Here is a 23,796-nt window from a genome sequence, read left to right as displayed (position 1 = left end):
CATCCAGTCCGTATCTGCGTCAGCACGCCGGCAATCCCATCGACTGGTGGGCTTGGGGCCCGGAGCCCTTCGCCGAGGCCAGGCGCCGTGACGTGCCGGTTTTCGTGAGCATCGGGTACTCGTCATGTCATTGGTGTCATGTGATGGCCGCCGAGACCTTCAGCGATCCTGCGGTCGCCGCGCTGGTCAACGGGTCATTTGTCGCCATCAAGGTAGATCGCGAGGAGCACCCCGATGTCGATCAGGCATTCATGCGCGCGACCCAATCGCTGACCGGCCAAGGCGGCTGGCCGAACAGCGTCTTCTGCACGCCCGATGGCCGGCCCTTCTTTGCGGGCACCTACTTCCCGCCTGAGCCCGGCTTCGGGTTGCCATCGTTCACGCAGTTGATCGAGGCCCTCGCCGAAGCCTGGCGCGACCGTCGTCCGGAGGTCATCGACTCGGCTCGCCTGATTACGTCCAGGTTGGTCTCCCTCGATCGTCCATCACTTCTGGGTACCCCCGACGCCGCCCTCATACCCGAGACGTTGACCGAACTCGTACTTGCCGATGTCGACCGCGAGCATGGCGGTTTCGGCACGGCACCGAAATTCCCCCAGGCGCCGGTCCTGGATGCGCTGTTCGTGCGAACCGATCAGGTGGCCAATGACGCGGCGCTATTCGCGCTGGAAGCGATGTTGCGTGGTGGGATCCACGACCAGGTCGGTGGCGGCTTTCACCGCTATGCGGTCGACGACGGCTGGGAAGTACCGCATTTCGAGAAGATGCTCTACGACAATGCTTTGCTATTGGGAACCTATACCCGTGGCTGGCTACGCGCGGTCCCCGACGATGGGACCGAGCAGCGAGAGCTCTTCGAGAGCGTCGCGCGCGGCATCGTGGGGTTCCTCGAAGACGAGTTGCGGCTCGAAGGCGGGGCTTTCGCGTCCAGCCTGGACGCCGACTCCCGAACCGGCTCCGAGGAGCGGGCTGAAGGGGCCTACTACCTGTGGAGTCCACAGCTGTTTGACGAGTATCTCGGCAAGGATTCCCGTTTCGCGCAGGGCGTCTTCCACGTCACCTACGAGGGCAACCTGCCGGCCGGTGCGCATGCGCCCACCGACGGTAGCGGAATGTCGACTCTGCAATTCCATGGTCTGCCACACCCCGGCAGGGTGGCAAATATCAGGGCCGTGCTGAAGGCGATCCGGCAGCGTCGTCCGCATCCGTCGCGCGATGACAAGGTCGTGACCGCCTGGAATGGGTTGCTGATCGACTCGCTGGTGCGTGCCGGCATGGTCTTCAGTGAGCCCGGATGGCGTGAGCTTGCCCGGGCCTGCGGTGAGTATCTGTGGGCCAACCATTGGGATGGTGACCGGCAGGTGTTGGCGCGCGCGAGCATCGCGACCGATGACGGCATCATCGTCGGAGCGGACGGGGTTTGCTCCGACTACGCGTGCGCGGCGCTCGGCTTTCTGAGCCTGGCTCAGGCCGGTGATCCTGTCTGGATGGATCCGGCTGTTGGTCTGCTGGAACGTGCGGTTGAGCTGTTCTCTGCGGTCGACGGGGGCTTCTACGAGACGACGGCGCTGCACCCGGGGCTTTTCGAGCGTCCGAAACGGCTCGCCGATGAAGAACTCCCGAGCGCCACCTCGGTCATGGAGGTCGCGCTGCGGTTGGCTGCGAAGCTCACTGGACGCTCGGACCTGCTGACCCGCGCCGATGCCGCGGCCACGTCTTTGCGTCCGCTGCTGGCCGCGTCGCCCCGGTCGAGTGGCTGGGGGCTCGCCAGCCTGTTGGCTCGTTCGGAAACCGAACGTGGCTGGGGGCCTGCCGAGATCGTGATCGTGGACGAGTCGGAGCATCCTGCTGCCTCCCAGATCGCTCAGGCCGCCTGGCGGCTGGCACCGTGGGGCAGCGTCGTGGTCAGCGGCGGATCCGCAACCGAGGGCTTCGGTGAGCTGTTTGCCGATCGTAGGGAGCTGGACGGACAGCCGACGGCCTATGTCTGCCGAGCACGGACCTGCCAGCTGGCGGTCAGCGACTGGTCGCAGTTGCGCGCGCTGCTCTGGGAGACCGAGTAGGCATTCCGGCCGCTGAGAGATTGCGCAATCTCTTAGACCCCGTAGCGGCGTTCGCGCTGCTCGTAATCGCGCAGCGCGCGGTAGAAGTCGACCTTGCGGAAATCGGGCCACAGCGCCTCGCAGAAGTAGAACTCGCTGTGCGCCGACTGCCACATCAGGAAGCCGCTCAGGCGTTGTTCGCCCGAGGTTCGGATGATCAGATCGGGATCGGGCTGGCCTCGGGTGTAGAGATGCTCCGAGATCTGATCGATCTCCAGGCCTTCCGCCAGCTCGCTCAACGTGGTTCCTTTGGCGGCCTCCTCGGCCAGCAATGAGCGGACCGCGTCGGCCAGTTCGTGGCGTCCGCCATAGCTGACTGCGACGTTGACATGCATGCCTCGCCGTGAACGTGTCGCGGCAACGGTCTTGCGCAGCGCGTCGGCGATCTCATCGGGCAGCAGTCTCAGGTCGCCGACCACCATGATGCGGTAGTCACCGACCGCTGCCAGGTCACTGACGAGCTGGACGATGACGTCGAGCAGCGGCATCAACTCGTCGTCCTGGTCGCGGTTCAGGTTCTCGGTCGACAGAACCCACAGCGTCACCACCTGGATCCCGACTTCATCACACCAGGCGACGAACTGCTTGAGCTTGCTTGCGCCGGCCTGATAGCCGGCGGCCAGTGGAAGGTCCGGCGCGTTGGCCCGCGCCCAGCGCCGGTTGCCGTCCGCCAGCACCGCGACGTGCTGGGGGAGCGCATCGGTGTTGAGCTGCTTGCGTAGCCGAGACTCGTAGACGCGGTAGGCCAATTTCTTGAGCTCACGCGGCATGAGGTCGAGCGCCCGGGTGATTCCGGACTGCACGTTGACCATTGCCATGCAGCCAATTTAACCGCGTTTCTATGGTCGCGATTCCCTCGGCCGAAAACCTACGGTACCGTAGGTTACATGGATGTCGCTGCTGTGAAGACCCCGACCTTGGTTGCGCCGCTTGAGGTCAAACCCAGGCTGCGCGGCTGGTTTCATCTCGTCACCACGCCGATCGCACTGGTCGGCGGGCTCATTCTGCTGATTGCAGCAGATACCGTGCCCCTGCGGATCGCCTGTGCGGTGTGGACGCTGACCGCCATCATGCTCTTCGGTAACTCTGCGGCCTACCACCGTGGACAGTGGAGCGAACGGGTCTTAGAGGTTCTGCGGCGTATCGATCACTCGAATATCGCGATCTTCATCGCCGGTACCTATACCCCGCTCGCGGTCGCCTTGCTGAGCGGTGGCTCCCGGGTGACTCTGCTGAGCCTCATCTGGGGCATCGCCGCGCTGGATGTGAGCTTCCGCGTGCTGTGGATGGGCGCCCCGCGCTGGCTCTATGTCGGCCTCTATCTCGTGATGGGCTGGTGCGCTGTCTTCTGGATGCCGCAGATGTGGTCGGCCGGCGGGCCTGCGGCCGTCATCCTGTTGATCGCGGGGGGCCTGTTCTATTCGGCCGGCGCCGTGGTCTACGCACTCAAGCGTCCCAATCCCAACCCGGAGTGGTTCGGCTTCCACGAGATCTTCCACGCCGGGACCGTGCTCGGAGCTGCGTGCCACTGGGCGGCGATACTGATTGCCGTCCGATGACCGACTCGCGGTCGGCCCGCAGCAGCGTGGACCACATGCCGTGATCGAGAACCTCGTGCCTTGGGTGGCATCGAAAAAGTGAACATTTCGCGAACCGAATGCGTGGAGGACTCGCCTCGGCGTGGTCCGGGCATCTAGCGTCGGGGTATGGAGCGAGCTGCTATCAAGACCTATGTCGTCGATACCTCGGTATTACTCAGCGATCCGCATGCCGTCGTGCGTTTTGCCGAGCACGACGTCGTCCTGCCGATCGTGGTGATCACCGAACTCGAGTCGAAGCGCCATCACCCCGATCTGGGCTATTTCGCCCGCAGTGCGTTGCGCTTGCTCGACGATCTGCGGCAGACCGAAGGCCGCCTGGATGAGCCGATCCAGATCAACGCTGACGGTGGGCACCTGCATATCGAACTGAACCACATGAGCCCTGATCTGCTGCCACCCGGGTTCCGTGTGGGCGACAACGACTCGCGGATCCTCGCGGTCGCGCAGAATTATTCCGCCGAGGGCCACGATGTCGTGGTGGTCAGCAAAGACCTGCCGATGCGCGTGAAGGCAGCGGTGATGGGGCTGAAGGCTGAGGAATACCGTAACGAGCAGGTATTGGACTCCGGCTGGACGGGCATGGTGAGTATCGATGTCTCAGCGACCGCTGTGGACGAACTCTACGCTGCGGGCTCGGTCCAGGTGCCGGATGCGGACGAGATCGTCGTCAACTCCGGTGTGCTACTGCGCTCGCCGACCAGCAAGGCGCTCGGCCGCAAACTCGCCGATGGACGCATCGCCGCGGTGCGAACGGATCTGGAAGCCTTCGGGGTACACGGACGAAGCGCTGAGCAACGGGTCGCCTTGGACCTGTTGCTCGACCCCACGGTCGGCATCGTCAGCCTCGGTGGCCGCGCAGGCACCGGAAAATCTGCGATGGCGCTGTGTGCGGGACTCGAGCTCGTCATGGAGCGCCGGGAGTTCTCCAAGGTGATGGTCTTCCGGCCGCTTTTCGCGGTGGGCGGCCAGGAACTCGGCTTCATGCCCGGCAGCCAGGAAGAGAAGATGAATCCGTGGAGCCAGGCGGTCTACGACACGCTCAGCTCGGTGACCAGCAAGTATGTCATCGAAGAACTGCAACAGCGCGAGATGCTCGAGGTGCTGCCGCTCACTCACATTCGCGGGCGGTCGCTGCACGATGCCTTCGTCATCGTGGACGAGGCCCAGTCGCTGGAGCGCAATGTGCTGCTCACGGTGCTGAGCCGTATCGGCCAGAACTCGCGGGTGGTGCTCACCCACGATGTTGCCCAGCGCGACAACCTCCGGGTCGGGCGTCATGACGGTGTCGCCGCAGTTGTGGAACGGCTGAAGGGCAACCCGCTTTTCGCGCATATCACCCTGACCCGCTCGGAGCGTTCCCCGATCGCCGCGCTGGTCACCGAGATGCTCGAGGGGTTCTGAGCGTTTCGGGTCGGGTGTTGTCTCGACGGGCGTTGGGCAGATCAGCTGGACTGCTGGCCGCGGGCGGCGTCGATCTTGGCCTTGGCTCCGTCCAGCCAGTTCTGACAGGTCTTGGCGAGCTGTTCGCCGCGCTCCCACAGCCGCATCGACTCGGCAAGTGGCACTCCGCCGGACTCCAGCTTGGTGACCACCTCGGCGAGCTGTTGGCGAGCCTGTTCGTAGCTCAGTTCGGTTTCGGGTGTGGTCATTTCTCTTCCTCCTGGTAGTCCACTTCGACGACGAGTTGTCCATCGGAGAGATAGAGCAGCAGTTGGTCGCCGGGATCGGTGTCGTTGACCGAGGTCACCGAACCGCCTTCGGCGTCCGCGACGATCGCGTAACCGCGTTCCAAGGTGGCCTTGGGTGACATCGACCGCACTGCGCTGAGCGCGTGCGCCAAGCCGGTGCGTTCGTCCGCAATGCGTTGATCGATGGCGCGCTGCAGCCGGTTGCAGGTGGCATCCAGCCACTCCTGGTGGACGGCGAAACCGCCTGCCGGGTCGCGCATCACCGGGCGGGATCTCACCTGGCTGAGCCAGTCCTGCTCGCCGCGAACCCGTGTGATGATCGCCTGTCGCAGCCGATTCAGTTGCACGGCAATCTGATCGGCCTGCTCGCGCGCATCCGGCACAGCGATCTTCGCGGCCTCGGTTGGGGTGGATGCCCGCCTGTCGGCCACTAGGTCGAGGATAGGGCTGTCGGGTTCGTGACCGATAGCGCTGATCACCGGCGTCCTGGCGGCGGCCACCGCACGCACCAGGCCCTCGTCACTGAACGGCAGCAGGTCTTCCAGCGATCCGCCGCCGCGGGCGATGATGATGACCTGAATGCCGGGGTCGGCGTCCAATTCGGCCAGGCCGGTCATCACATCGGCCGCAGAATCGGGGCCCTGCACCAAAGCATGCCGCACCCTAACCCGAACCCCGGGCCAACGGCGCTGCAGATTGCTCAGTACATCGCGCTCGGCCGCGCTGCCCGCGCCGGTGATCAAACCGACGACCTCGGGCAGGAACGGGAGCCTTTTCTTGCGGACCGAATCGAAAAGGCCCTCGGCCTGCAGCTTGCGTTTGAGCTGCTCGAGCTGGACGAGCAGCCGGCCCTCGCCGGCGATCCGCAACTCGGCACACTCGAACGACAGGCTCGTGTTCTTCGCCCAGACTCGCGGGGTCAAACAGGCCAGCACCGTCATGCCCTCGGTGAGCGGGCCGGCGGTGTCCAGCACCTGGGTGCTGCACGTGATGGTCGCCGAATGCTCGCTGCGCGAATCGCGCAAGGTCAGGAACTGGGTGGGTGCCTGCCGACGGCGCAGCTCGATCACCTGACCGCTGACCCAGATCCAGCCGCAACGCTCGACCCAGCCGCGCACCTGCTCGATGACGGCGCCGAGTGGCTGAGCAGATTCGGGGGAATTACGTGCGGTACTGGGCGCGGTGATCGCCATCAGCGCCGCCGGCGCGTATCGTGTTTGCGTAGTTGGGGAGGCAGTGCGAAGGTCAGCGATTCGTCGACCAGGCGCTCCTCGACCGCGGGTGGGAACCCGAGTTCCACCAGTCGGTCGAGGACCCCATCCACCAGACGCTCGGGTACCGAGGCGCCGGAGGTCACGCCGATCTCGTTGACCGATTCCAGCCATGCAGGGTCAATCTCGGACGCATCGTCTACCCGGTACGCGGCATGGGCCCCTGCCTCCAGCGCGACTTCGACCAGACGAACCGAGTTCGAGGAATTACGTGAGCCGACGACGACCACCAGATCGCAATGGGAGGCGATCTGCTTGACCGCATCTTGCCTGTTCTGGGTGGCGTAACAGATGTCGTCGGACGGCGGATCGACCAGCTGCGGGAACTTGTCGCGCAGTCTGCCCACCGTTTGAGCGGTCTCGTCGACGCTCAGCGTCGTCTGCGTGAGCCAGGCCACCGGCTGATCGGTAGGCAGTTCGAGGGTATCGACGTCGTCAGGATGCTGAATGAGGACGATCGAGTCGGGAGCCTCACCTGTGGTGCCCTCGACCTCCTCGTGCCCGCCGTGCCCGATCAGCAGGATAGGCAGTCCTTGTCCCGCGAACCGCTTGGCCTCATGATGCACCTTGGTGACCAGCGGGCAGGTGGCATCGATGGTGCGCAGCCCCCGCGTCTCGGCCTGCTCGCGGACCTGAGGCGAGATGCCGTGGGCCGAGAAGATGACCAGGGCGCCGCCGGGTACTTCGTCCAGTTCATCGACAAAGATGGCGCCTTTGGCTTCGAGCCCTTCGACGACGTGTTTGTTATGGACGATCTGCTTGCGCACATAGACCGGCGACCCGTATTCCTGCAGGGCCCGCTCGACTGTGACCACTGCTCGGTCAACGCCTGCGCAATAGCCGCGCGGAGCGGCCACGACGACGCGTTTGGTGGGAGCCTGGAGCCCTTGATCAGTCATATCGATAAGCCTAGGGAGCCAGTCAAAGCAACTCGGCGCCGTCCGGCAGGCAGGTGCGTGCGGCTCGTCGCTCGGAGTCGCAGGCCCGTCGCTCGGAGTCGCTGACAACAGACCAGCGTTGCTGCCGTCATCGGCTGCCGAGTTCGCCCAGCCCCGGTCCAGCGGACCTGCCCAGTTGTTGGTCGTCGCCCACCAGTTCTGCGATCGTCGGTTCGGGCCTGTTCAGCAACTCTGCCTCAGTGGCGCCTGGATCTTCGATGTCGTCGGTTTGGATCAGGCGCATCTTCGCTGCCGCGGGCAGGACCTGTGTGTCTGCGTCCGCCACCAGTTCTGGGGCCGAGAGCGGCCGGGCAGCTTGTTCGATGCCTTGCGGTGAGGTCAGCTCCTTCTCGGTGACCTGCAGGTCGCGGAAACGCCTGGCAGTTACCAGCACGCGGGTCTCCATTGAGCCGACCGCCGAGTTGAAATGGTTCACCGACTGCTGCAGTGAACGTCCGAGCCGGGCGAACGAGCCCCCCATCGTGACCAGCCTGTCGTAGAGTTCGCGGCCCAGAGCGAAGACCTCAGCCGCCGAATCTGCCAGAGCAGCCTGCTTCCAGCCGTAGGCGACCGACCGCAGCAGGCCGATCAATGTGGTGGGGGTTGCGATGATGATGTTGCGGGCCGCCGAATACTCATGCAGATCAGGACGCTGCGCCAATGCTTCTGCACCCAGCGCCTCGCTAGGAATGAAGAGCACGACGAACTCGGGCGTGCCCGTGTCCGACTTCCAGTACTGTTTGGCGGACAGCTGATCGACGTGGCTCTTGACGTTCTCGCCGAACTGCTGCAATCTGGCCTGCCGATCGACGGCGGAGGTGGCCTCCTGCGCGTCCAGGAAAGCACTCAGCGGCACCTTGGAATCGACATAGACGAACTTGTCGCCGCCCAGCATCACCTTCATATCCGGTCTGATGCGGGTATCGGCCGAAGTGACGCCGCTGGCCTGCTCAATGAAGTCGCAGTGGTCAAGCATGCCGGCGATCTCCACGACCCTGCGCAGCTGCAACTCACCCCAAGCGCCCCGGACCTGCGGCTTGCGCAGGGCCGTCGACAACGCGCTGGTCTCACGGCGCAGCGATTCCCCGGTGGACATCACCTGGCGCACCTGCTCGCCCAACTCGGCGGCCTGTGCCGAACGCTGGCTTTCGACCAGCGACAGCTGGCTATTGAGTGCGGTCAGGCTCTCCTTGACCGGGATCATCAATGCCTCGGTGTGTTTGAGTCGCTGTTCGGCTGCGACGTCGGCTCGGCGGCCCTGCTCCTGCAGGGTTTGGTCGGCGAGCACCTTGAACTGGTTGATCAGCGTCTCGCGATCGGCGCTGAGCTCGTCCAACCGCCGGATCGCCGCATCGCGCTGGGCGCCGGCCACCGCGACCTCGGCAGCCAGTTCCGCTCGCAGTTGCACAACGGCGGTCTGCTTGTCGGCGCGAGCCTCGACGAGCGCGGCCTGGTTACGCGAACGGGTGACAACCACCCCTATCGCGGCGCCCAGCAGCAACCCGACCACCAATGCGAGCAATGCGTTCACGTCCATGGGATCAACCCTGCCAGGTGGCACTGACAAAAACGCTCAGGCGGGCGCCGCGCGGGTGAAGCTCAGGGCTGGAGGGGTCCCTACGCTCCAGGCTCACACGAACAGTTGCAGATGATACGAATACAGCGACGAGACGTAGATGTGATCGCCAAGTTCGATGATCCGGCCGCTGCGGTCGTAGCTCGTGCGCTGCATTGTCACCAAGGCCGAACCGGCATCGATGTTCAGTAGATCGGCATCCTTGCGGGTTGCCAGCCTGGCGCCGATGGATTGCTCGGCCGAATACGGATTGACGCCACGGCTGCGCATGCAGGCGTATAGACCCTGTTCATTCAGTTCGCGGAACGAAGGCGCCACGTCTGCGGGGATCAGGTTGCCCATGATTGCCAGCGGTGAGTCATCGATATAGCGCAGCCGACGGATTCGTACCGTTTCGGTGCCCAGCGCCGTCTTCAGCTGCAGTGCTTGTTCTGCATCTGCGAGCACGACCTCGTAGCTGAGCACCTCGGTGCGGATCGTGTAGCCCGATTTCTCAAGGTCGTCGTACAACGACGTCAGTCCCAGTGGGCGGTGCACATGACGTGGGGCAACCCGGGTTCCCACCCGGCGCCGGCGGATCACGAGTCCACGGTTGACGAGTTCTTCCAGTGCCCGCCGGGCGGTCGGACGCGAGACCCGCAGCCGGTTGGCCATCGCGACCTCGTCCTCGATAAGCTGGCCGGGCGCCAGCCATCCGGACGAGATCATCTCGCTCAACGGGCGTGAGATCTGCTGGTAGAGCGGAGTAACCGAGTCTCGTTCGATGGAGATCTCGGGGATGAACGGCACGTCTGGCGACTCCGGTCGAGGCTGCGTCACGTTCTCTCGTTCCTTGCGTAGGAGAAGGCCCCGGTATCCGCGGCCAATGCTTCCCTATCCGACGCGGGGCACAAGGCATGCCCGAATAGCCCATGCCGGGTGCTCACAACGCCAATTACCCGCGAGTCTAGCTGTTCGGTATGTTGTCCCTGCGCTGGCCACGCCCTGGTCTAGCCTGTTCACATGCCTGCCGTCCCCCACACTCACGCCGCCGCGTTCATCGATTTCATTGAGGCATCGCCAACGTCTTTCCACGCAGCTCGAACCATCGCCTCCCAGCTGACGATTGCCGGCTTTCACGAGGTATTCGAGACGTCGGCGTGGCGCCGGCCGCCCGAGAACGGCTTCGTCCGTCGCGACGGGGCGGTGATCGCTTGGCGTCTGCCTAAGACCTGGACGGGAACGACCGCGCTGCGCATCGTCGCGTCGCACACGGATTCGCCTGCGCTGAAGCTCAAGCCGCGAGGCGTTGGAAGCCGCGGGGGCTACCTGCTGGCCGAGACCGAGATCTATGGCGGCCCGATCGTCCCGACCTGGTTCGATCGCGACCTGGCGTTGGCCGGAAGGGTGATCGACACCGAGGGCGGCATACATCTGCTGCGTACGCCCGGGTTCGCCAGGGTATCGACGCTCGCCGTGCACCTCGACAGGGAGCTGGGCCGGAATCTGCCGGTGGACGCTCAGCGTGACCTGAACGCCATCGTCTGCCTCGACAGCTCCGGTGACCCGGTCGGTGGCGACGAACTCGCGGCAGTGATCGCGGAAGAAGCCGGGCTCGAACCAGATCAGATCGCCGCCGAGGAGCTCTTCTTCGTCCCGTCCGAGCCTCCGGCGCTGCTCGGCTTGCACAGCGAGCTGCTGGCCTCCTACCGGCTCGATAACCTTGCCTCGGTCTTCAGCACGTTGTCGGGATTTCTGACCTCGGTCGGCGGCGAGCATGTTCAGCTGCTGGCGGCCTTCGATCACGAGGAGATCGGGTCCGGGACTCCCAGCGGAGCGTCCGGGCCTTTCTTGGCGCAGGTTCTTCGCCGCCTCAGCCTGGCGAACGGGTTCAGCGAGGACGACCATCTTGCCTGGCTCGCTCGGGCGGTCGCGCTCTCGGCCGACGTGGCCCACGGCGTTCATCCGAACCGTCCGGAGCGTCATGACGCGGTCATTCAGCCCCGGTTGGGCGGTGGCCCGGTGCTGAAATGGAGCGCGCCGATGCGGTACGCCACCGATGCGGTTTCGACAGCTGCGTGGACGCGCGCCTGCGCTGCGGCCGGCATCGACTTTCAGGTCTTCGTCAACAACGGCAATATCCCCGGTGGTACCAGCCTCGGTCCGCTGCTGGCCACTCGGCTTGGCATTAATACCGTCGACGCCGGAGTGGCGGTAATGAGCATGCACTCGGCGCGGGAGTTGTGCGCTGTGGCCGATATCGCATGCTTCGCTCAGCTGTCTGCCGGTCTGCTCCAGCTTGACTAGGCGAAGATTGCCACAGCGAACACGAAGACGAAGAAGATGACCGAGACGGCGAGCACCGCGGTACCGATCGCCCCGACCACCGTGCTCGCGGTGAGGTTGTTCGCCTCGTTGTAGACACCCGGGTGCTCGCGAATGTCTTTGCGCGCGCGGATCGACATCGCCAGTGCGATCGGGCTCAGGATCGGAAGAAAGAGTCCGATGATGCTGAGCGCCAGGGACGGGGTCGCGTTCGGATGATCGGGCCGCGGATAATTGCCCGGGTTCGTGTAGGGGACCATCGGGGGCCGCGTCGAGCCGTCGAACGGCTGTGACCAGCGGTCTTGCACCGGCTTCTGGGGCGTTCCGGCAAGCGGGTATGCGGCAGGTGCAGGTGGCTCGGCCGGTGGGCGTGCCGCAGCTGGCAGGGCCTGTGCCTGGTGGCCGTAGCCGTTGTAGTCCGAGCCGCTGTCGGCGCGCCGGTCGGCCTCACCGCTCCAAAAGGCAGCGTCCGGATCGGCATCGCGATGCTGCCAGCTGCCTTCGCTGCTCATTTTTCTGCCTCCTGGCTGCCGGTTTGGGGCGGCCTGCGGCCACTCACCTTGGTCAATCCTGTCACGGCCGGGGTACCCAGGGGATGCGGACGAGCGGCTCAACCTTGAGTAGGCTGGTGCGACGTGGCACTTACCATTGGAATCGTCGGGCTGCCCAATGCGGGCAAGTCCACTTTGTTCAACGCACTGACCCGCAACACTGTGCTGGCTGCGAACTATCCGTTCGCGACCATCGAGCCCAATGTCGGAGTGGTGGGCGTCCCCGACGAGCGGCTGGCCGTCCTCGGCAAGATCTATGATTCCGAGCGTCTGGTACCGGCTACGGTGAGCTTCGTCGATATCGCCGGCATCGTGAAGGGTGCTTCGCAGGGTGAGGGCATGGGTAATGCCTTCCTCGCCAATATCCGTGAGGCAGACGCGATCTGCCAGGTGACCAGGGTCTTCACCGATGACGACGTCACCCATGTGGACGGCCGCGTCGACCCGGCGTCCGATCTCGACACCATCCGCACCGAACTTATCCTCGCCGATCTGCAAACCCTCGAGAAGGCGCTGCCGCGGCTGGAGAAGGAAGCCCGGATCAAGAAGGAATCGCGTCCGAAGTACGAGGCTTGGGTCGCCGCGCAGCAGACGCTGAACTCCGGGGTGGGAGTCTTCCAGGCCGGGCTCGATCCCGAGCCGCTGCACGATCTCTTTCTGCTGACGGCCAAGCCGTACATCTATGTCTTCAACCTCGATCAGGATCAGCTCGCGGACACCGGCCTGCGTGCCCGGCTGACCGAGATCGTCGCGCCCTCCGAAGCCGTCTTCCTGGACGCGAAGTTCGAGTCCGAACTCGTCGAGATGGACGAGGACGAGGCCCGTGAATTCCTCACCGATGCCGGCGTGGACGAGCCTGGGCTGAATCAGTTGGCGCGTGTCGGCTACCAGACGCTGGGCCTGCAAAGCTTCCTGACCGCCGGGCCCAAAGAGTCCCGCGCCTGGACGATCAAGCAGGGTGCCACCGCGCCCGAGGCCGCTGGCGTGATTCATACCGACTTCCAGAAGGGTTTCATCAAGGCGCAGATCATGGACTATGGCGATCTGGTCGAACTGGGCAGCGAGGCTGCGGTCAAGGCTGCCGGCAAGGTGCGCCTCGAGGGCAAGGACTATGTGATGGCTCCCAACGACATCGTGGAGTTCCGGTTCAACGTGTAGGACGTAGCTAGACGACGTCCGATCGCATCCGGCTGGTATGATTCCAGTATGACCACAAAGATCGCGATCAGCCTTCCGGACGAACAGGTCGCTTCCATCCGCCATGCGGTTGACCAGGGCCGGGCCCAGTCCGTCTCGGGGTTCATTGCAGCCGCGGTCGCGCGTGCTGAGCGCGAAGACAGCCTTGCTGAGCTTTTGGACGATCTTGATCGCGAGTTGGGGCCGGTGGAAGCAGACGATTTGGCCTGGGCTGATGAAGCTCTGGGGCTGAAGTGACCGTGCGGGGCGCGGCGACCGGGCTGACTTTGGATACGGGCGCGCTACTTGCTCTGGAGCGAGGGGATTCGCGGGTGCGGGCGCTGCTTCGTCGAGCAGTGGAAGGCGGAATCCGCCTCGCAGTTCCGGCAGGGGTCGTCGCTCAGGCCTGGCGCGGTGGACCACGTCAGGCGAGGGTGGCAAGCCTGCTCGGAGACCCATTAGTCGATGTGCCGCCGCTTGACGAGATCACCGCGCGAGCGGTCGGCGTATTGTGTGGCCGCTGTGGCCATGCCGACATTGTTGATGTTCACGTCGCGCTCCAGGCACGAGACCAGGGACAGGTCGTTGTGACATCCGATCCCGATGATCTTCGTTCCGTAGATCCGGGTCTTCGATTGATAGTCGTCTGAGCCGTGCATCAGGATTGCAGCCACGCGTTTTGTTGTTGTGCTGAATGAAGGCCGCAATGTAACAGACAGGAGAGCTACATGGCATCCGAACAGCGGGTCGTGATTATCGGCGGGCACGGCAAGGTAGCTTTGCTCGCAGCACCCAAACTCCGAACCGCCGGATACGCGGTTGACTCGGTGATACGCAATCCCGCACAGCACGTAGATGTGGAGCAGTCGGGCGGCCACCCGGTGATTCTCGACATCGAACAGGCTGATGTCGAGAAGCTGGCCGAGGTTTTCGCAGGTGCGTCCGCGATCGTCTTCTCGGCCGGTGCCGGCGGTGGCAGTCCGGAACGTACCAACGCCATCGACTATCAGGCGGCGACCAGGGCGATGGACGCAGCACAACGCGCCGGAGTCACCCGATTTGTCATGGTCTCCTACGCGGGCGCCGATGTCGATCTCGATCGCGTCGATCCAAGTGATTCGTTCTACCCCTACGTGCAGGCCAAGCATGCCGCCGATGCTTACCTGCGCTACAGCGGACTGGACTTTACGATTCTCGGCCCGGGCGCGCTAACGCTGACACCTGGCAGCGGCGAGATTACGATTGCCGATCCGGATGGCGGGATCAATGGCGAACCGGCCGCCCAAGGGCAGGCGGTGACGTCCCGGGAGAACGTTGCAGCGGTCATCACGCATGTAGTCACGCACAATGCGGCAATCCGAGAGACGGTGAATTTCTACGACGGCGATACTCCGATCGCCAAGGCAATCCGCTAGTGCAATATGCCAGACCAGGACCGCAGCCCAGTTGCCTGCTCACCAGTCCATCCAGAGAGCCCGGCTTTGAATACTTGGCATGAATCAGGAATCGTATCGCGCAGCCGACCGAGATTGTGGAAGCGACGACGGAAGCTTGAGTGAGCCCCGCCAAATGTAGGAGTCAGGAGGCATCGTGAGCGGCAACTCAGACGACCTGTCGGTGGATGTCTCTTCTCGTCAGTGATGGCTCGAGTCGATGAAGGCCTGCGGTTGGTCCTCGCGCTTTAGCGATGGGAAAACAGGTGGATTCATTGTCGGGCGGTTGCCGCTGATCGCCTATCCGAATTCCGGTGAGGTCTACTATGGCCCTACCCGTACCTGGAATGCGGCCCCGTCGGGGAGCACGCTTGCCGAGCATGTATCCGAGTGGTCGGATCTGGGTGCAGTGCTGGTGGGTGGGTGCTGCCGGACGACTCCTGCTGACATCAAGGCACTGGCCGCTGCAGCGAAGCCACCCCGACAACAGCGACCCCAAGCAAATGACGACCCCCGAGCGAATGATGAGTGACGAGAACAACGTGACCGGCGTGCCGCGCCGACCGTCCCCGATGGGTGGACGACGACCCACCCGCGAGGACCTCGAGCGCTTTGCCACCGATGATCCCGACGCGATCGACGACATCCTGCCGGCCGATGGCCGTCGGCTGGACATGCTCATTGTTGGCGTCAACCCCGGGCTGTGGACCGCCGCGGTGAATGCACCCTTCGCGCGTCCGGGCAACAGGTTTTGGCCGTCTCTTCATCGGGCAGGACTCACTGACCATCGCGTCGACGCGGCAGCTGGGCTGAGCCCACAAGACGAAGCTCAGCTGCTGAACCGGGGAATCGGCCTGACGAACCTGGTAGGTCGGGCGACCGTCCGCGCCGACGAATTGACCCGTGACGAGTTGCGTACCGGCGGTGAGCGCTTGACGCAGCGCGTCGTGAGGCTTCGTCCGTTTGTGGTAGCCATCGCGGGGATCACGGCCTTCCGGGTGGCGTTCTCGCAGCCGAAGGCGAGGCTGGGCGAACAAGATGTCTCAGTAATTCCCGAATGGCCGTTGGAGGTGAAGCTATGGGTCATTCCTCAGCCCAGTGGGCTCAACGCACATGCGAATATAGACACCCTCGCGGAGCACTGGCGTGCGGTCTGGCAGACTCGGCGTTCATCGTGATGACGGGATCGTCCGAGAACGACGCCGACGGACCATCGCGTTGGAGCGCGGTCGTTTGGGGCGCCTCGACCAGCGCGGTCGCCGCGATCATGCTGCGGCCTCTGAGTTCTGACCGCATGTGAGGTGCCGCTGATGTGGATCGCTTATGCGTTGGGCTCGGCGCTGTTCGCCGGTCTCACCGCCGTGCTCGCGAAGGCCGGTGTGAGGAGCACACCTTCGAGCCTGGCCACCGGGTTGCGCACCATCGTCGTGCTGGCCGGCGCCTGGCTGATGGTGCTGATCGTTGGGTCGGGTCCCGAAATCGCTGGTCTGGGCGGACGCACCTGGATCTTCCTGACCCTCTCGGGGCTGGCAACCGGAGCATCCTGGCTCTGCTATTTCCGTGCTCTGCAACTCGGTCAGGTCGCCAAGGTCGCGGTGATCGACAAGTCGAGCATCGTGCTGACAGTCCTACTGGCCATCATCCTGCTTGGGGAGACAGACAATCTCGCGACCAGACTGATCGGCATCGCGCTGATCGGGGTCGGCACCTATCTGATGATCGAGTGGACGCCCGGTCATCACGACACCTCCGGGCGTGGGGCATGGCTGCTTTACGCCATCGGCTCGGCGGTCTTCGCGGCACTGACCGCCGTTCTCGGCAAGATCGGGATCACCGATGTCGAGTCGAACCTGGGCACCGCCATCCGGACGGCAGTCGTGCTGGTCACGGCGTGGATCGTGGTGATCGTGAAAGGCGAGCACCATGCGGTGCGCGCCATTCCCGGACGCGAACTCGGATTCATCGCCCTATCGGGCGTGGCGACCGGGGCGTCCTGGCTGTGCTACTGGCGCGCTATGCAGGATGGCCCGGCGAGCGTGGTGGCCCCGATAGACAAGCTGAGCATCGTGGTCACCGTGCTGCTCGCAGCGGTCTTCTTCGGCGAACGACCGTCTCCTAGAGCACTCGGAGGTTTGGGTCTGATCGTCGCTGGAACTCTGATCATGATCATCTGACCTGCCATAGTCAGATCAATCATTGCGCAACTGCGCAAGGATGTAAATAATGGCGTCATGTTGAACGTTCTGCGGAGCCGGGTCTATCTGAGATTGTTCGCCGCCCAGGTCGTCTCGCTGGTGGGAACAGGCTTGGCGACCGTCGCCCTTGGGCTGCTCGCCCACGACGTTGCCGGCGGGCATGCCGGCGTGGTGCTCGGCGGCATCTTCACGGTGAAGATGATCGCCTATGTCTTCGTTGCGCCGCTGATGAACGCCGCATTGGTCCGGCTGCCACGCCGCAACGTCATGGTGGGCGCGGACATCGTGCGGGTCGTCATTGCGCTGTGCCTACCGTTCGCCGGCCAGCCCTGGCAGATCTTCTTCCTGGTCTTCGTGCTGCAGTCCGCCTCGGCCACTTTCACACCGACGTTCCAATCGGTGATCCCGATTGTGCTGCCCGACGAGGACGACTACACCCAGGCATTGTCGCTCTCTCGGCTCGCGTACGACCTCGAATCGATCGCCTCCCCGATGCTGGCGGCACTGCTCTTGCTCGTCATGCAGTCGAATACGCTCTTCCTCGGAACTGCGCTCGGCTTCGCAGGATCGGCGGCGCTCGTGCTGTCGGCGGCACTACCGAAATCGCTGGGTCTCAGCGATCCGCGCGAGGGCCCAATACGTCCCTTCGGTGCCAGGGCCCGCTCCGGAATCGCGCACTTCGCTCGCAGGCCGGGACTGCGTCCGATCTTGGCGCTCAACCTCGTGAGTGCGGCAGCAGTCTCGCTGGTGCTCGTCCACACCGTGGTGATCGTCCGTTCCGACATCGGTCTGGACCAATCGGCGGTCGCGGTCTTCCTTGCCATCAATGGTGCGGGGTCGATGACCGCCGCGCTCGTGCTACCCCGGGTCTTGCGCCGGGTCGACGAACGGACGATCATGCTGCCTGCCGCCGGATCACTGGCCGCGCTCACCGCGCTGGCGGGGGTGGCTTTGCTATCGGCATCCGGCGGGCCCGAAATAGTCATCCTGGCAGCGCTCTGGTACTTGATCGGGCTTGCCTGGTCAGCGGTGGAGACCCCGATCGGGCGCATCATCCGCCGGGAGACTCCGCCCGATGAACTGTCGGCAGCTTTCGCCGCGCAGTTCTCCCTCTCGCACGCCTGCTGGCTGATCTGCTATCCGCTGGCGGGTGCGCTTGGGCTGGCCGGCTTGTCCACCACGGCGTTCGCACTGGCGGGTCTTGCGACGGCCGCCGCGGTATTGGCTACCCTGCTGTGGAGGGCCGTACCGGAGCCGGAGATGTTGGAGGTCATGCGTGCAGACGCCACCGAAGGATCCTGAACTCGATCACGCTGCTGGCATTCTGCGCCTGCTCGGCGACCGAACACGGCTGGCCATACTCGCGATGCTCGACGGTAGCGAGATGTCGGTCACGGCGATCGCTGACAGCCTCGGACGCCCGGTGCCTGCCATCTCGCAGCATCTCGCCAGGCTGCGTAGCGCCGGCCTGGTGAGGGTCCGAAAGGCGGGCGTGACGAGCTACTACACCCAGCCGGACGAACACCTTGCCCGCCTGGTGGCCAATGCGTTGCAGCTCAGCGAGCACGCGCTCTACAAGGTTCCACCGCATCACCGACAGTGACTGATCGGAGGGTCCTAGACGTTGCGCAAGAAGCTGCGCGGGCTCACCCTGCCTCAGAAACCGGAGACGTCGCGGAGGCGATCTTGGAGCGCGCCGACGGCTAGATCGACGCGACGTGCTTGGTTGCTCCATGGATCGCCAAATAGGCGCAGTTCGTCGGCCAAATCGGCATCTGGGGACCACTGAAGCGCGTTGATCGGTTTTGTCCTCCGGAGCCAGGCCTTCAAGAACGAGGTCACCCCGCCGCATCCTGGGCTGCGCCCATGCGACACCACCATTACTCGCAGTCCTGGCAGCCGCACCGTCGTGGGTCCAGTTACCGGCTCGGACGAGCGCTGGTCCGTCGCCGACTAGCGCGGTTTTGTCGCCGACTAGCGCGGTTTCGTCCCGAGGACCATCACCGGAGTCGCGCTCGCGGGAGTGACCCGCACCGCGCATGGCGGCCGCAGATACGTCGATCCCAGCTTGCCGCCGACGCCATCGCCGCCGGCGACTCGCCACGCGTCACGCGAAGCCGACGTGCTGCTCGACGGGAAAGCCGCCCCCAAAAGAGGATAAGCAACGAGCTTAATCGGCCAGCACCTGAGCAAGATCATAGGAGTGCGCTCGCTCCACCTGGTCCAGCAGGCAGCTTCGGGCATCGCGATCCGGGCGGAAACGCAGCAGCGTGACCGCATGCCTGAACCGTGCGCCTTGAAGCTGGTCGAACGCCACCTCGACCACTAATTCGGGCTGGAGTGAGACCGACTGGGCCGCCGCCCCCGGCCTCGCGAAACGCGACCGCGGCTTGTCGAGCATCACCGGTTCTCCGGATGCATCCCGGATCACCAGCGGCGACAACTCGTCGATGAGCTGTTCTCGTACCGCATCCGAGAAGGCGCCGATCCCGCCCACCGGCACCAGGTTGCCCGACGCGTCATACATGCCGAGCATCAACGATCCGACGCCATGGCCGCTCTTGTGGATCCGGTAGCCGATGACCACGGCTTCCGCGGTGCGAGAGTGCTTGGTCTTCTTCCAGCCGCGCTTGCCAGGTAGATAGTGAGAATCGCGCGGCTTCGATACAACACCGTCCAGGCCGGCACCCTCGAACTGGTCGAACGCGCGCTTGGCTTCGCCCAGTTCGAGCATGATCGCGCTCAGATGGGCTCCGTGGTGGGCCCCCGCCGAGCTGAAGACCGATTCCAACCGATCGCGCCGCTCGTCCCAGGTCAGCCCCATCAGATCGGCGCCGCAAAGAGCGATGACATCGAAGCAGACCAGTTCGGCAGGCGTCTGTTGGCTGAGCTTCGCAATCCTCGATGCCGCGGGATGAATTCGTGCGCTGAGCGCATCCCAGTCGAGGCGTTGCTCGCCGGGCTCGCCGGCCCGGACGACCAATTCGGCGTCCAGAATCGCCCCATCGGGAAGCCACGCCGCCAAACCGCTGATGACCTCGGGAAAATACGGCGTCAGCGGCTTCTTGCCGCGCCCATCGAGCGCGATGCGGTCACCGTCGCGGCTGATGATGCAACGAAACCCATCCCATTTGGGCTCGTGCGCGAATCCGGGTCCTTCCGGAATCCGGTCGACCGCGCTGGCGAGCATCGGATCGATGGGCAGCTCGATTGGCAGGCTCATGCACCCATTCCAGCACGGCGGTCATCAGCCGGCGCTGAGACGGGAGGCGGGCCAAGCCGTAACACGCCCGAAACGAATGCCGGCTCCGACGGCTGTAGGCTGAAGGTCCGTGGGTAGCGCTAAACAGACCAAGCACGTATTTGTCACCGGAGGCGTTGCCTCCTCGTTGGGAAAAGGCTTGACAGCATCAAGTCTTGGCAGCCTGCTGGTGGCCCGTGGACTACGGGTGACCATGCAGAAGCTGGATCCCTATCTCAATGTCGATCCCGGAACGATGAATCCGTTCCAGCACGGTGAGGTCTTCGTGACCGACGACGGCGCCGAGACCGATTTGGACATCGGCCACTACGAGCGCTTCCTCAATCGCAATCTGAGCGCCGAGGCCAACGTCACCACCGGTCAGGTCTATTCGACCGTGATTCAGGCCGAGCGGCGCGGCGACTATCTGGGTGAGTGTGTACAGGTCATTCCGCACATCACCAACCAGATCAAGGAACGCATGCTGGCAGTGGCCCAACCCGACGACGACATCGTCATCCACGAGATGGGTGGCACGGTCGGAGACATCGAGTCCCAGCCGTTCTTGGAGGCAGCCCGTCAGGTGCGCGCCGATATCGGACGCGACAACGTCTTCTTCCTGCATGTCTCGCTCGTCCCTTTCATCGGACCGAGCGCCGAACTCAAGACCAAGCCAACTCAGCATTCGGTGCAGGCATTGCGTGGTTCGGGCATCGTCCCGGACGCGATCGTCTGCCGGTCTGCAATGCCGATCCCCGACTCGATCAAGCGCAAGATCGCGATGTTCTGCGATGTCGACACGGAGGCTGTGATCAGCTGCCCGGATGCGTCCAGCATCTATGAGATCCCGAAGGTGCTGCACTCCGAGGGCCTGGACGCCTACCTGGTTCGCCGGCTGGCGTTGCGCTTCCGCGACGTCAACTGGACCAAGTGGGACGACCTGCTCGACCGCATCCATCACCCGAAGCATCGGCTGACGATCGCATTGGTGGGCAAGTACATCGACCTGCCGGACGCTTATCTGAGTGTCGTCGAGGCTATCCGCGCCGGTGGTTTCGCCAACTGGGCGAAGGTCGACATCCGCTGGGTTGCCAGCGACACCTGTGAGACAGACGAGGGCGCAGCAGAGCATCTGGGCGATGTCGACGGCATCGTCGTACCCGGTGGCTTCGGTATTCGCGGCGTCGAAGGCAAACTCGGGGCTATCCGGTACGCGCGCGAGAAGAAGATCCCGATTCTGGGACTCTGCCTGGGCCTGCAATGCATGGTGATCGAGGTGGCGCGAGATCTGGCCGGAATCGAGGGGGCGGCGTCGAGCGAGTTCGAGCCCGACACCCCGGCTCCGGTGATCGCGACCATGGCCGAGCAGCAGGCCATCGTCTCGGGCGACGGCGACATGGGGGGCTCGATGCGACTCGGCGCGTATCCGGCCGAGCTGGTCAAGGGCACTTTGGTGCATCAGCTCTACGGACGTGCGAAGGTCTCCGAACGCCATCGTCATCGCTACGAGGTCAACAACGCTTATCGGGGGCAGCTCGAAGAAGCCGGCTTGGTCTTCTCAGGACTGTCGCCGGATCGCAATCTGGTGGAGTTCATTGAGTTGCCCAGCCAGCTGCACCCGTTCTTCGTGGCCACTCAGGCCCATCCCGAGTTCAAGTCGCGTCCGATAGGCTCGCATCCGTTGTTCAAGGGATTGATTGCTGCCGCGGTCGACTACCACGAACAGCGCAACACCGGCGATTAGAAGGGACGCATGATGGACGATCTCATGGGCGTTGTCGACCAGCCGGAGGACTGGCCGGTCGTGGAGCGTCAGGTCAAGGCCACCGGGCGCGTCCAAGACTTCGTCGAGGACCGGATCTCTACCCCGGATGGCGACGAGATCGTCCGTCAATGGGTCGAGCATCCCGGAGCGGTGGCGGTGATGGCAATGAACGATGAGGGTCGTATCGCTGTCGTCCATCAGTACCGGCATCCTGTCGGATACCGGCTGGTGGAGCCGCCCGCCGGCATCCTCGATCACATCGGCGAGTCCGGATTGGTCGCCGCCCAGCGTGAGCTCGCGGAGGAGGCCCGGCTGGCCGCCGCCGACTGGCGCACCCTGGTCGACATCTTCACCTCGCCGGGTGGCCTGCAGGAGTCGATCCGCATCTTCTTGGCCCGCGATCTGAGTCCGACAGACCTTCCCGACGGCTTCGTCATCGAGGGTGAGGAAGCCGACATGGGCCTCTATTGGCTGCCATTGGAGCGCCTGGTCAAGCTCGTCTATCAGGGTGAAATCCAGAGTCCGACAATGGTGAGCGGCACATTGGCGTTGGCGCTGGCCGTCGAGCAGGGACGCATTGACCGACTGCGTCCGGCCGAGGCGGATTGGCCGGCCCGCAGGGCAAAGGAGCAGCGCGATCGCGAGTTCAGCTGAGGCGTGCCCGATCGCGCCACGACTGCGACGCGTGGTAAAGGGCTATCTCGATCATCTGATTGTCGAGCGTGGGCTCTCCCGCAACACGGTCGCCGCCTATCGCCGGGATCTGACCAGATACACGGCTTGGCTGACCGAGCGCGGCATCGATGACATCGCCCAGGTCAAAGCCCCCGATGTCGAGGCGTTTCAGATGAGCCTGGCCTCGGGAGATGCCGAACATCGGGGATTGGCGATGTCGAGCGTCGCCAGGATGATCGTCGCGGTGCGGGCCCTGCACTCGTTCGCAGCCTCCGAGGCGCTGACTGCCGACAACGCGGCTGCCGAGGTGAGCCCGCCGGTCATCGGCAAACGACTCCCCAAGACGCTGTCGGTCGAGGACGTGCGGAGATTGCTGGACGGCATTGACCGAAGCACACCGATAGGGCTGCGAGACGGGGCGTTGCTCGAGCTTCTCTATGGGACCGGCGCGCGCATCAGCGAGGTGACTGATCTCGATGTGGACGACCTCACCCGGGTGCTCGCCGATCCCGAAATGGGGCTCCGGTTGATCGGAAAGGGAGACAAACAACGAGTGGTACCGCTAGGCAGCTATGCGCGCGCGGCTTTGGATGCCTGGCTGGTTCGCGGACGACCGGCGCTGATCGAAGCCGCCGGCCGCGCTACTGCAGCACTATTTGTGAATACCAGGGGAAAGCGACTTTCCCGGCAGAGCGCATGGGGAATCATTCGGATGCGTGCCGAACAGGCCGGCATAAGCGGCGAAATATCGCCGCACAGCTTGCGGCATAGCTTCGCGACGCATCTGTTGGATGGTGGAGCCGACGTGCGGGTAGTTCAGGAATTACTAGGGCATGCGTCGGTGACGACTACCCAGATCTACACCGAGGTAACGGTGGAACACCTACGAGAGGTCTACCGGTCTGCGCACCCCCGAGCTCGCAGCTGAGATCGGCACCCCACCCCCCGATTTGCGCGCCTTGCGGAACGTGTGTAATGTTGGCGGAGCCTTCTGGGGCTGGTGGTGATCAGGAACTCGTGTGGTTGGGGTTCTGGCTAGGGGTTTTATCTCTGGTGGTCGGCGCGGGTCGTGGTGGGTGATTGGCTTTCTGGTTGACTGTGTGCAGATGGGTGTGTGTCCGGTTGGGGCCCGCTCGGAGTGGATGGTTGGCTGGGGTCGGGGTCTTGATGTTTGGGTCGGGATTTCGGGGCCGGGTTTGAATCGTGGATTTGATGTCTGGGGTTTGGTTCGGTATAGTTGGTCGGGTCGCTTCGGCTGGGATTGTGGTTCTGGTGGGGGT

At 64.2% G+C, this 23,796-nt stretch carries 23 protein-coding genes; 14 read left to right on the top strand and 9 right to left on the bottom strand.

From position 1 onward, the window contains the following. A partial coding sequence (locus AAFP05_RS12880) for a thioredoxin domain-containing protein (protein WP_341730274.1) occupies positions 1 to 2,063 on the top strand: 2,063 nt, incomplete at its 5' end. Positions 2,064 to 2,095: 32 nt separating this feature from the next. Here the strand turns inward: AAFP05_RS12880 and AAFP05_RS12875 are convergent. After that, positions 2,096 to 2,872 carry an isoprenyl transferase gene (locus AAFP05_RS12875; protein WP_341730277.1) on the bottom strand — a complete coding sequence of 259 codons (777 nt, stop codon included), beginning with the start codon at positions 2,870 to 2,872 and terminating at the stop codon, positions 2,096 to 2,098. Positions 2,873 to 2,989: 117 nt separating this feature from the next. Between AAFP05_RS12875 and AAFP05_RS12870 the strand changes: the two genes are divergently transcribed. Beyond that, positions 2,990 to 3,661, top strand: coding sequence for a hemolysin III family protein (locus AAFP05_RS12870; protein WP_341730273.1), 672 nt, complete (start codon positions 2,990 to 2,992; stop codon positions 3,659 to 3,661). Positions 3,662 to 3,808: 147 nt separating this feature from the next. Then, positions 3,809 to 5,104, top strand: a complete 1,296-nt coding sequence (locus tag AAFP05_RS12865; RefSeq protein WP_341730272.1) for a PhoH family protein — start codon at positions 3,809 to 3,811, stop codon at positions 5,102 to 5,104. Positions 5,105 to 5,145: 41 nt separating this feature from the next. On the opposite strand, the gene AAFP05_RS12860 is transcribed toward AAFP05_RS12865, so the two are convergent. The 5 genes from AAFP05_RS12860 to AAFP05_RS12840 form a co-directional block, all read right to left on the bottom strand. After that, positions 5,146 to 5,352: an exodeoxyribonuclease VII small subunit gene (locus AAFP05_RS12860; protein ID WP_341730271.1), complete on the bottom strand. Its 207-nt coding sequence runs from the start codon at positions 5,350 to 5,352 to the stop codon at positions 5,146 to 5,148. Then, the gene (xseA, locus tag AAFP05_RS12855) at positions 5,349 to 6,584 is read right to left on the bottom strand and encodes an exodeoxyribonuclease VII large subunit (protein ID WP_341730270.1); all 1,236 of its coding nucleotides are present in this window, start codon (positions 6,582 to 6,584) and stop codon (positions 5,349 to 5,351) included. Before xseA ends, AAFP05_RS12860 begins: the two co-directional genes overlap by 4 nt. Further along, positions 6,584 to 7,561 (bottom strand): 4-hydroxy-3-methylbut-2-enyl diphosphate reductase, encoded by a 978-nt coding sequence (locus tag AAFP05_RS12850; RefSeq protein WP_341730269.1) that lies wholly within the window; start codon positions 7,559 to 7,561, stop codon positions 6,584 to 6,586. Before AAFP05_RS12850 ends, xseA begins: the two co-directional genes overlap by 1 nt. A 127-nt stretch (positions 7,562 to 7,688) precedes the next feature. Further along, positions 7,689 to 9,137, bottom strand: coding sequence for a DNA recombination protein RmuC (locus AAFP05_RS12845; RefSeq protein WP_341730268.1), 1,449 nt, complete (start codon positions 9,135 to 9,137; stop codon positions 7,689 to 7,691). 93 nt (positions 9,138 to 9,230) lie between these two features. Beyond that, the gene (locus AAFP05_RS12840; RefSeq protein ID WP_341730267.1) at positions 9,231 to 9,995 is read right to left on the bottom strand and encodes a GntR family transcriptional regulator; all 765 of its coding nucleotides are present in this window, start codon (positions 9,993 to 9,995) and stop codon (positions 9,231 to 9,233) included. Positions 9,996 to 10,178: 183 nt separating this feature from the next. On the opposite strand from AAFP05_RS12840, the gene AAFP05_RS12835 reads away from it, so the two are divergent. Next, on the top strand, positions 10,179 to 11,462 hold the full coding sequence (locus AAFP05_RS12835) for a M18 family aminopeptidase (RefSeq protein WP_341730266.1): 1,284 nt from the start codon (positions 10,179 to 10,181) through the stop codon (positions 11,460 to 11,462). On the opposite strand, the gene AAFP05_RS12830 is transcribed toward AAFP05_RS12835, so the two are convergent. Next, the gene (locus AAFP05_RS12830; RefSeq protein ID WP_341730265.1) at positions 11,459 to 11,992 is read right to left on the bottom strand and encodes a DUF4190 domain-containing protein; all 534 of its coding nucleotides are present in this window, start codon (positions 11,990 to 11,992) and stop codon (positions 11,459 to 11,461) included. The genes AAFP05_RS12835 and AAFP05_RS12830 overlap by 4 nt on opposite strands. A gap of 123 nt (positions 11,993 to 12,115) precedes the next feature. Between AAFP05_RS12830 and ychF the strand changes: the two genes are divergently transcribed. Together ychF and AAFP05_RS12820 are read left to right on the top strand one after the other, a co-directional pair. Continuing rightward, positions 12,116 to 13,189 (top strand): redox-regulated ATPase YchF, encoded by a 1,074-nt coding sequence (gene ychF / locus AAFP05_RS12825; RefSeq protein WP_341730264.1) that lies wholly within the window; start codon positions 12,116 to 12,118, stop codon positions 13,187 to 13,189. 48 nt (positions 13,190 to 13,237) lie between these two features. Then, positions 13,238 to 13,465: a hypothetical protein gene (locus AAFP05_RS12820; protein WP_341730263.1), complete on the top strand. Its 228-nt coding sequence runs from the start codon at positions 13,238 to 13,240 to the stop codon at positions 13,463 to 13,465. Positions 13,466 to 13,665: 200 nt separating this feature from the next. On the opposite strand, the gene AAFP05_RS12815 is transcribed toward AAFP05_RS12820, so the two are convergent. Continuing rightward, positions 13,666 to 13,881: a hypothetical protein gene (locus AAFP05_RS12815; RefSeq protein ID WP_341730262.1), complete on the bottom strand. Its 216-nt coding sequence runs from the start codon at positions 13,879 to 13,881 to the stop codon at positions 13,666 to 13,668. Between the two features lie 54 nt (positions 13,882 to 13,935). Between AAFP05_RS12815 and AAFP05_RS12810 the strand changes: the two genes are divergently transcribed. From AAFP05_RS12810 to AAFP05_RS12790, 5 genes are all read left to right on the top strand, one after another. Beyond that, on the top strand, positions 13,936 to 14,622 hold the full coding sequence (locus AAFP05_RS12810) for an SDR family oxidoreductase (RefSeq protein WP_341730261.1): 687 nt from the start codon (positions 13,936 to 13,938) through the stop codon (positions 14,620 to 14,622). A gap of 398 nt (positions 14,623 to 15,020) precedes the next feature. Beyond that, complete coding sequence (locus AAFP05_RS12805; RefSeq protein ID WP_341730260.1) at positions 15,021 to 15,818, top strand: mismatch-specific DNA-glycosylase; 798 nt, start codon at positions 15,021 to 15,023, stop codon at positions 15,816 to 15,818. A 132-nt stretch (positions 15,819 to 15,950) separates the two neighbouring features. Then, on the top strand, positions 15,951 to 16,814 hold the full coding sequence (locus AAFP05_RS12800; protein ID WP_341730259.1) for an EamA family transporter: 864 nt from the start codon (positions 15,951 to 15,953) through the stop codon (positions 16,812 to 16,814). 57 nt (positions 16,815 to 16,871) lie between these two features. Then, entirely contained in the window at positions 16,872 to 18,137 is a 1,266-nt protein-coding gene (locus AAFP05_RS12795; protein ID WP_341730258.1) for an MFS transporter, read from the top strand. Beyond that, the gene (locus AAFP05_RS12790; protein WP_341730257.1) at positions 18,112 to 18,438 is read left to right on the top strand and encodes a metalloregulator ArsR/SmtB family transcription factor; all 327 of its coding nucleotides are present in this window, start codon (positions 18,112 to 18,114) and stop codon (positions 18,436 to 18,438) included. Before AAFP05_RS12795 ends, AAFP05_RS12790 begins: the two co-directional genes overlap by 26 nt. 567 nt (positions 18,439 to 19,005) lie before the next feature. On the opposite strand, the gene AAFP05_RS12785 is transcribed toward AAFP05_RS12790, so the two are convergent. Continuing rightward, positions 19,006 to 20,058 carry an ATP-dependent DNA ligase gene (locus AAFP05_RS12785; protein ID WP_341730256.1) on the bottom strand — a complete coding sequence of 351 codons (1,053 nt, stop codon included), beginning with the start codon at positions 20,056 to 20,058 and terminating at the stop codon, positions 19,006 to 19,008. Between the two features lie 109 nt (positions 20,059 to 20,167). Between AAFP05_RS12785 and AAFP05_RS12780 the strand changes: the two genes are divergently transcribed. Genes AAFP05_RS12780 through xerD form a run of 3 tightly spaced genes read left to right on the top strand, consistent with a single transcriptional unit; the run spans position 20,168 to position 23,444 of the window. Then, positions 20,168 to 21,820, top strand: coding sequence for a CTP synthase (locus AAFP05_RS12780; protein WP_341730255.1), 1,653 nt, complete (start codon positions 20,168 to 20,170; stop codon positions 21,818 to 21,820). A gap of 12 nt (positions 21,821 to 21,832) precedes the next feature. Further along, positions 21,833 to 22,495, top strand: a complete 663-nt coding sequence (locus AAFP05_RS12775) for an NUDIX hydrolase (RefSeq protein ID WP_341730276.1) — start codon at positions 21,833 to 21,835, stop codon at positions 22,493 to 22,495. A gap of 22 nt (positions 22,496 to 22,517) precedes the next feature. Continuing rightward, a complete protein-coding gene (xerD, locus tag AAFP05_RS12770; protein ID WP_341730275.1) occupies positions 22,518 to 23,444 on the top strand; it encodes a site-specific tyrosine recombinase XerD in 927 nt (308 codons plus the stop codon). Positions 23,445 to 23,796: the final 352 nt, after the last annotated feature.

This window comes from Brooklawnia sp. (assembly GCF_032229645.1).
GTDB lineage: Bacteria > Actinomycetota > Actinomycetes > Propionibacteriales > Propionibacteriaceae > Brooklawnia.
The sequence above is the reverse complement of the archived record's forward strand: the minus strand, read 5'-3'. Positions and strand labels throughout refer to the sequence as shown.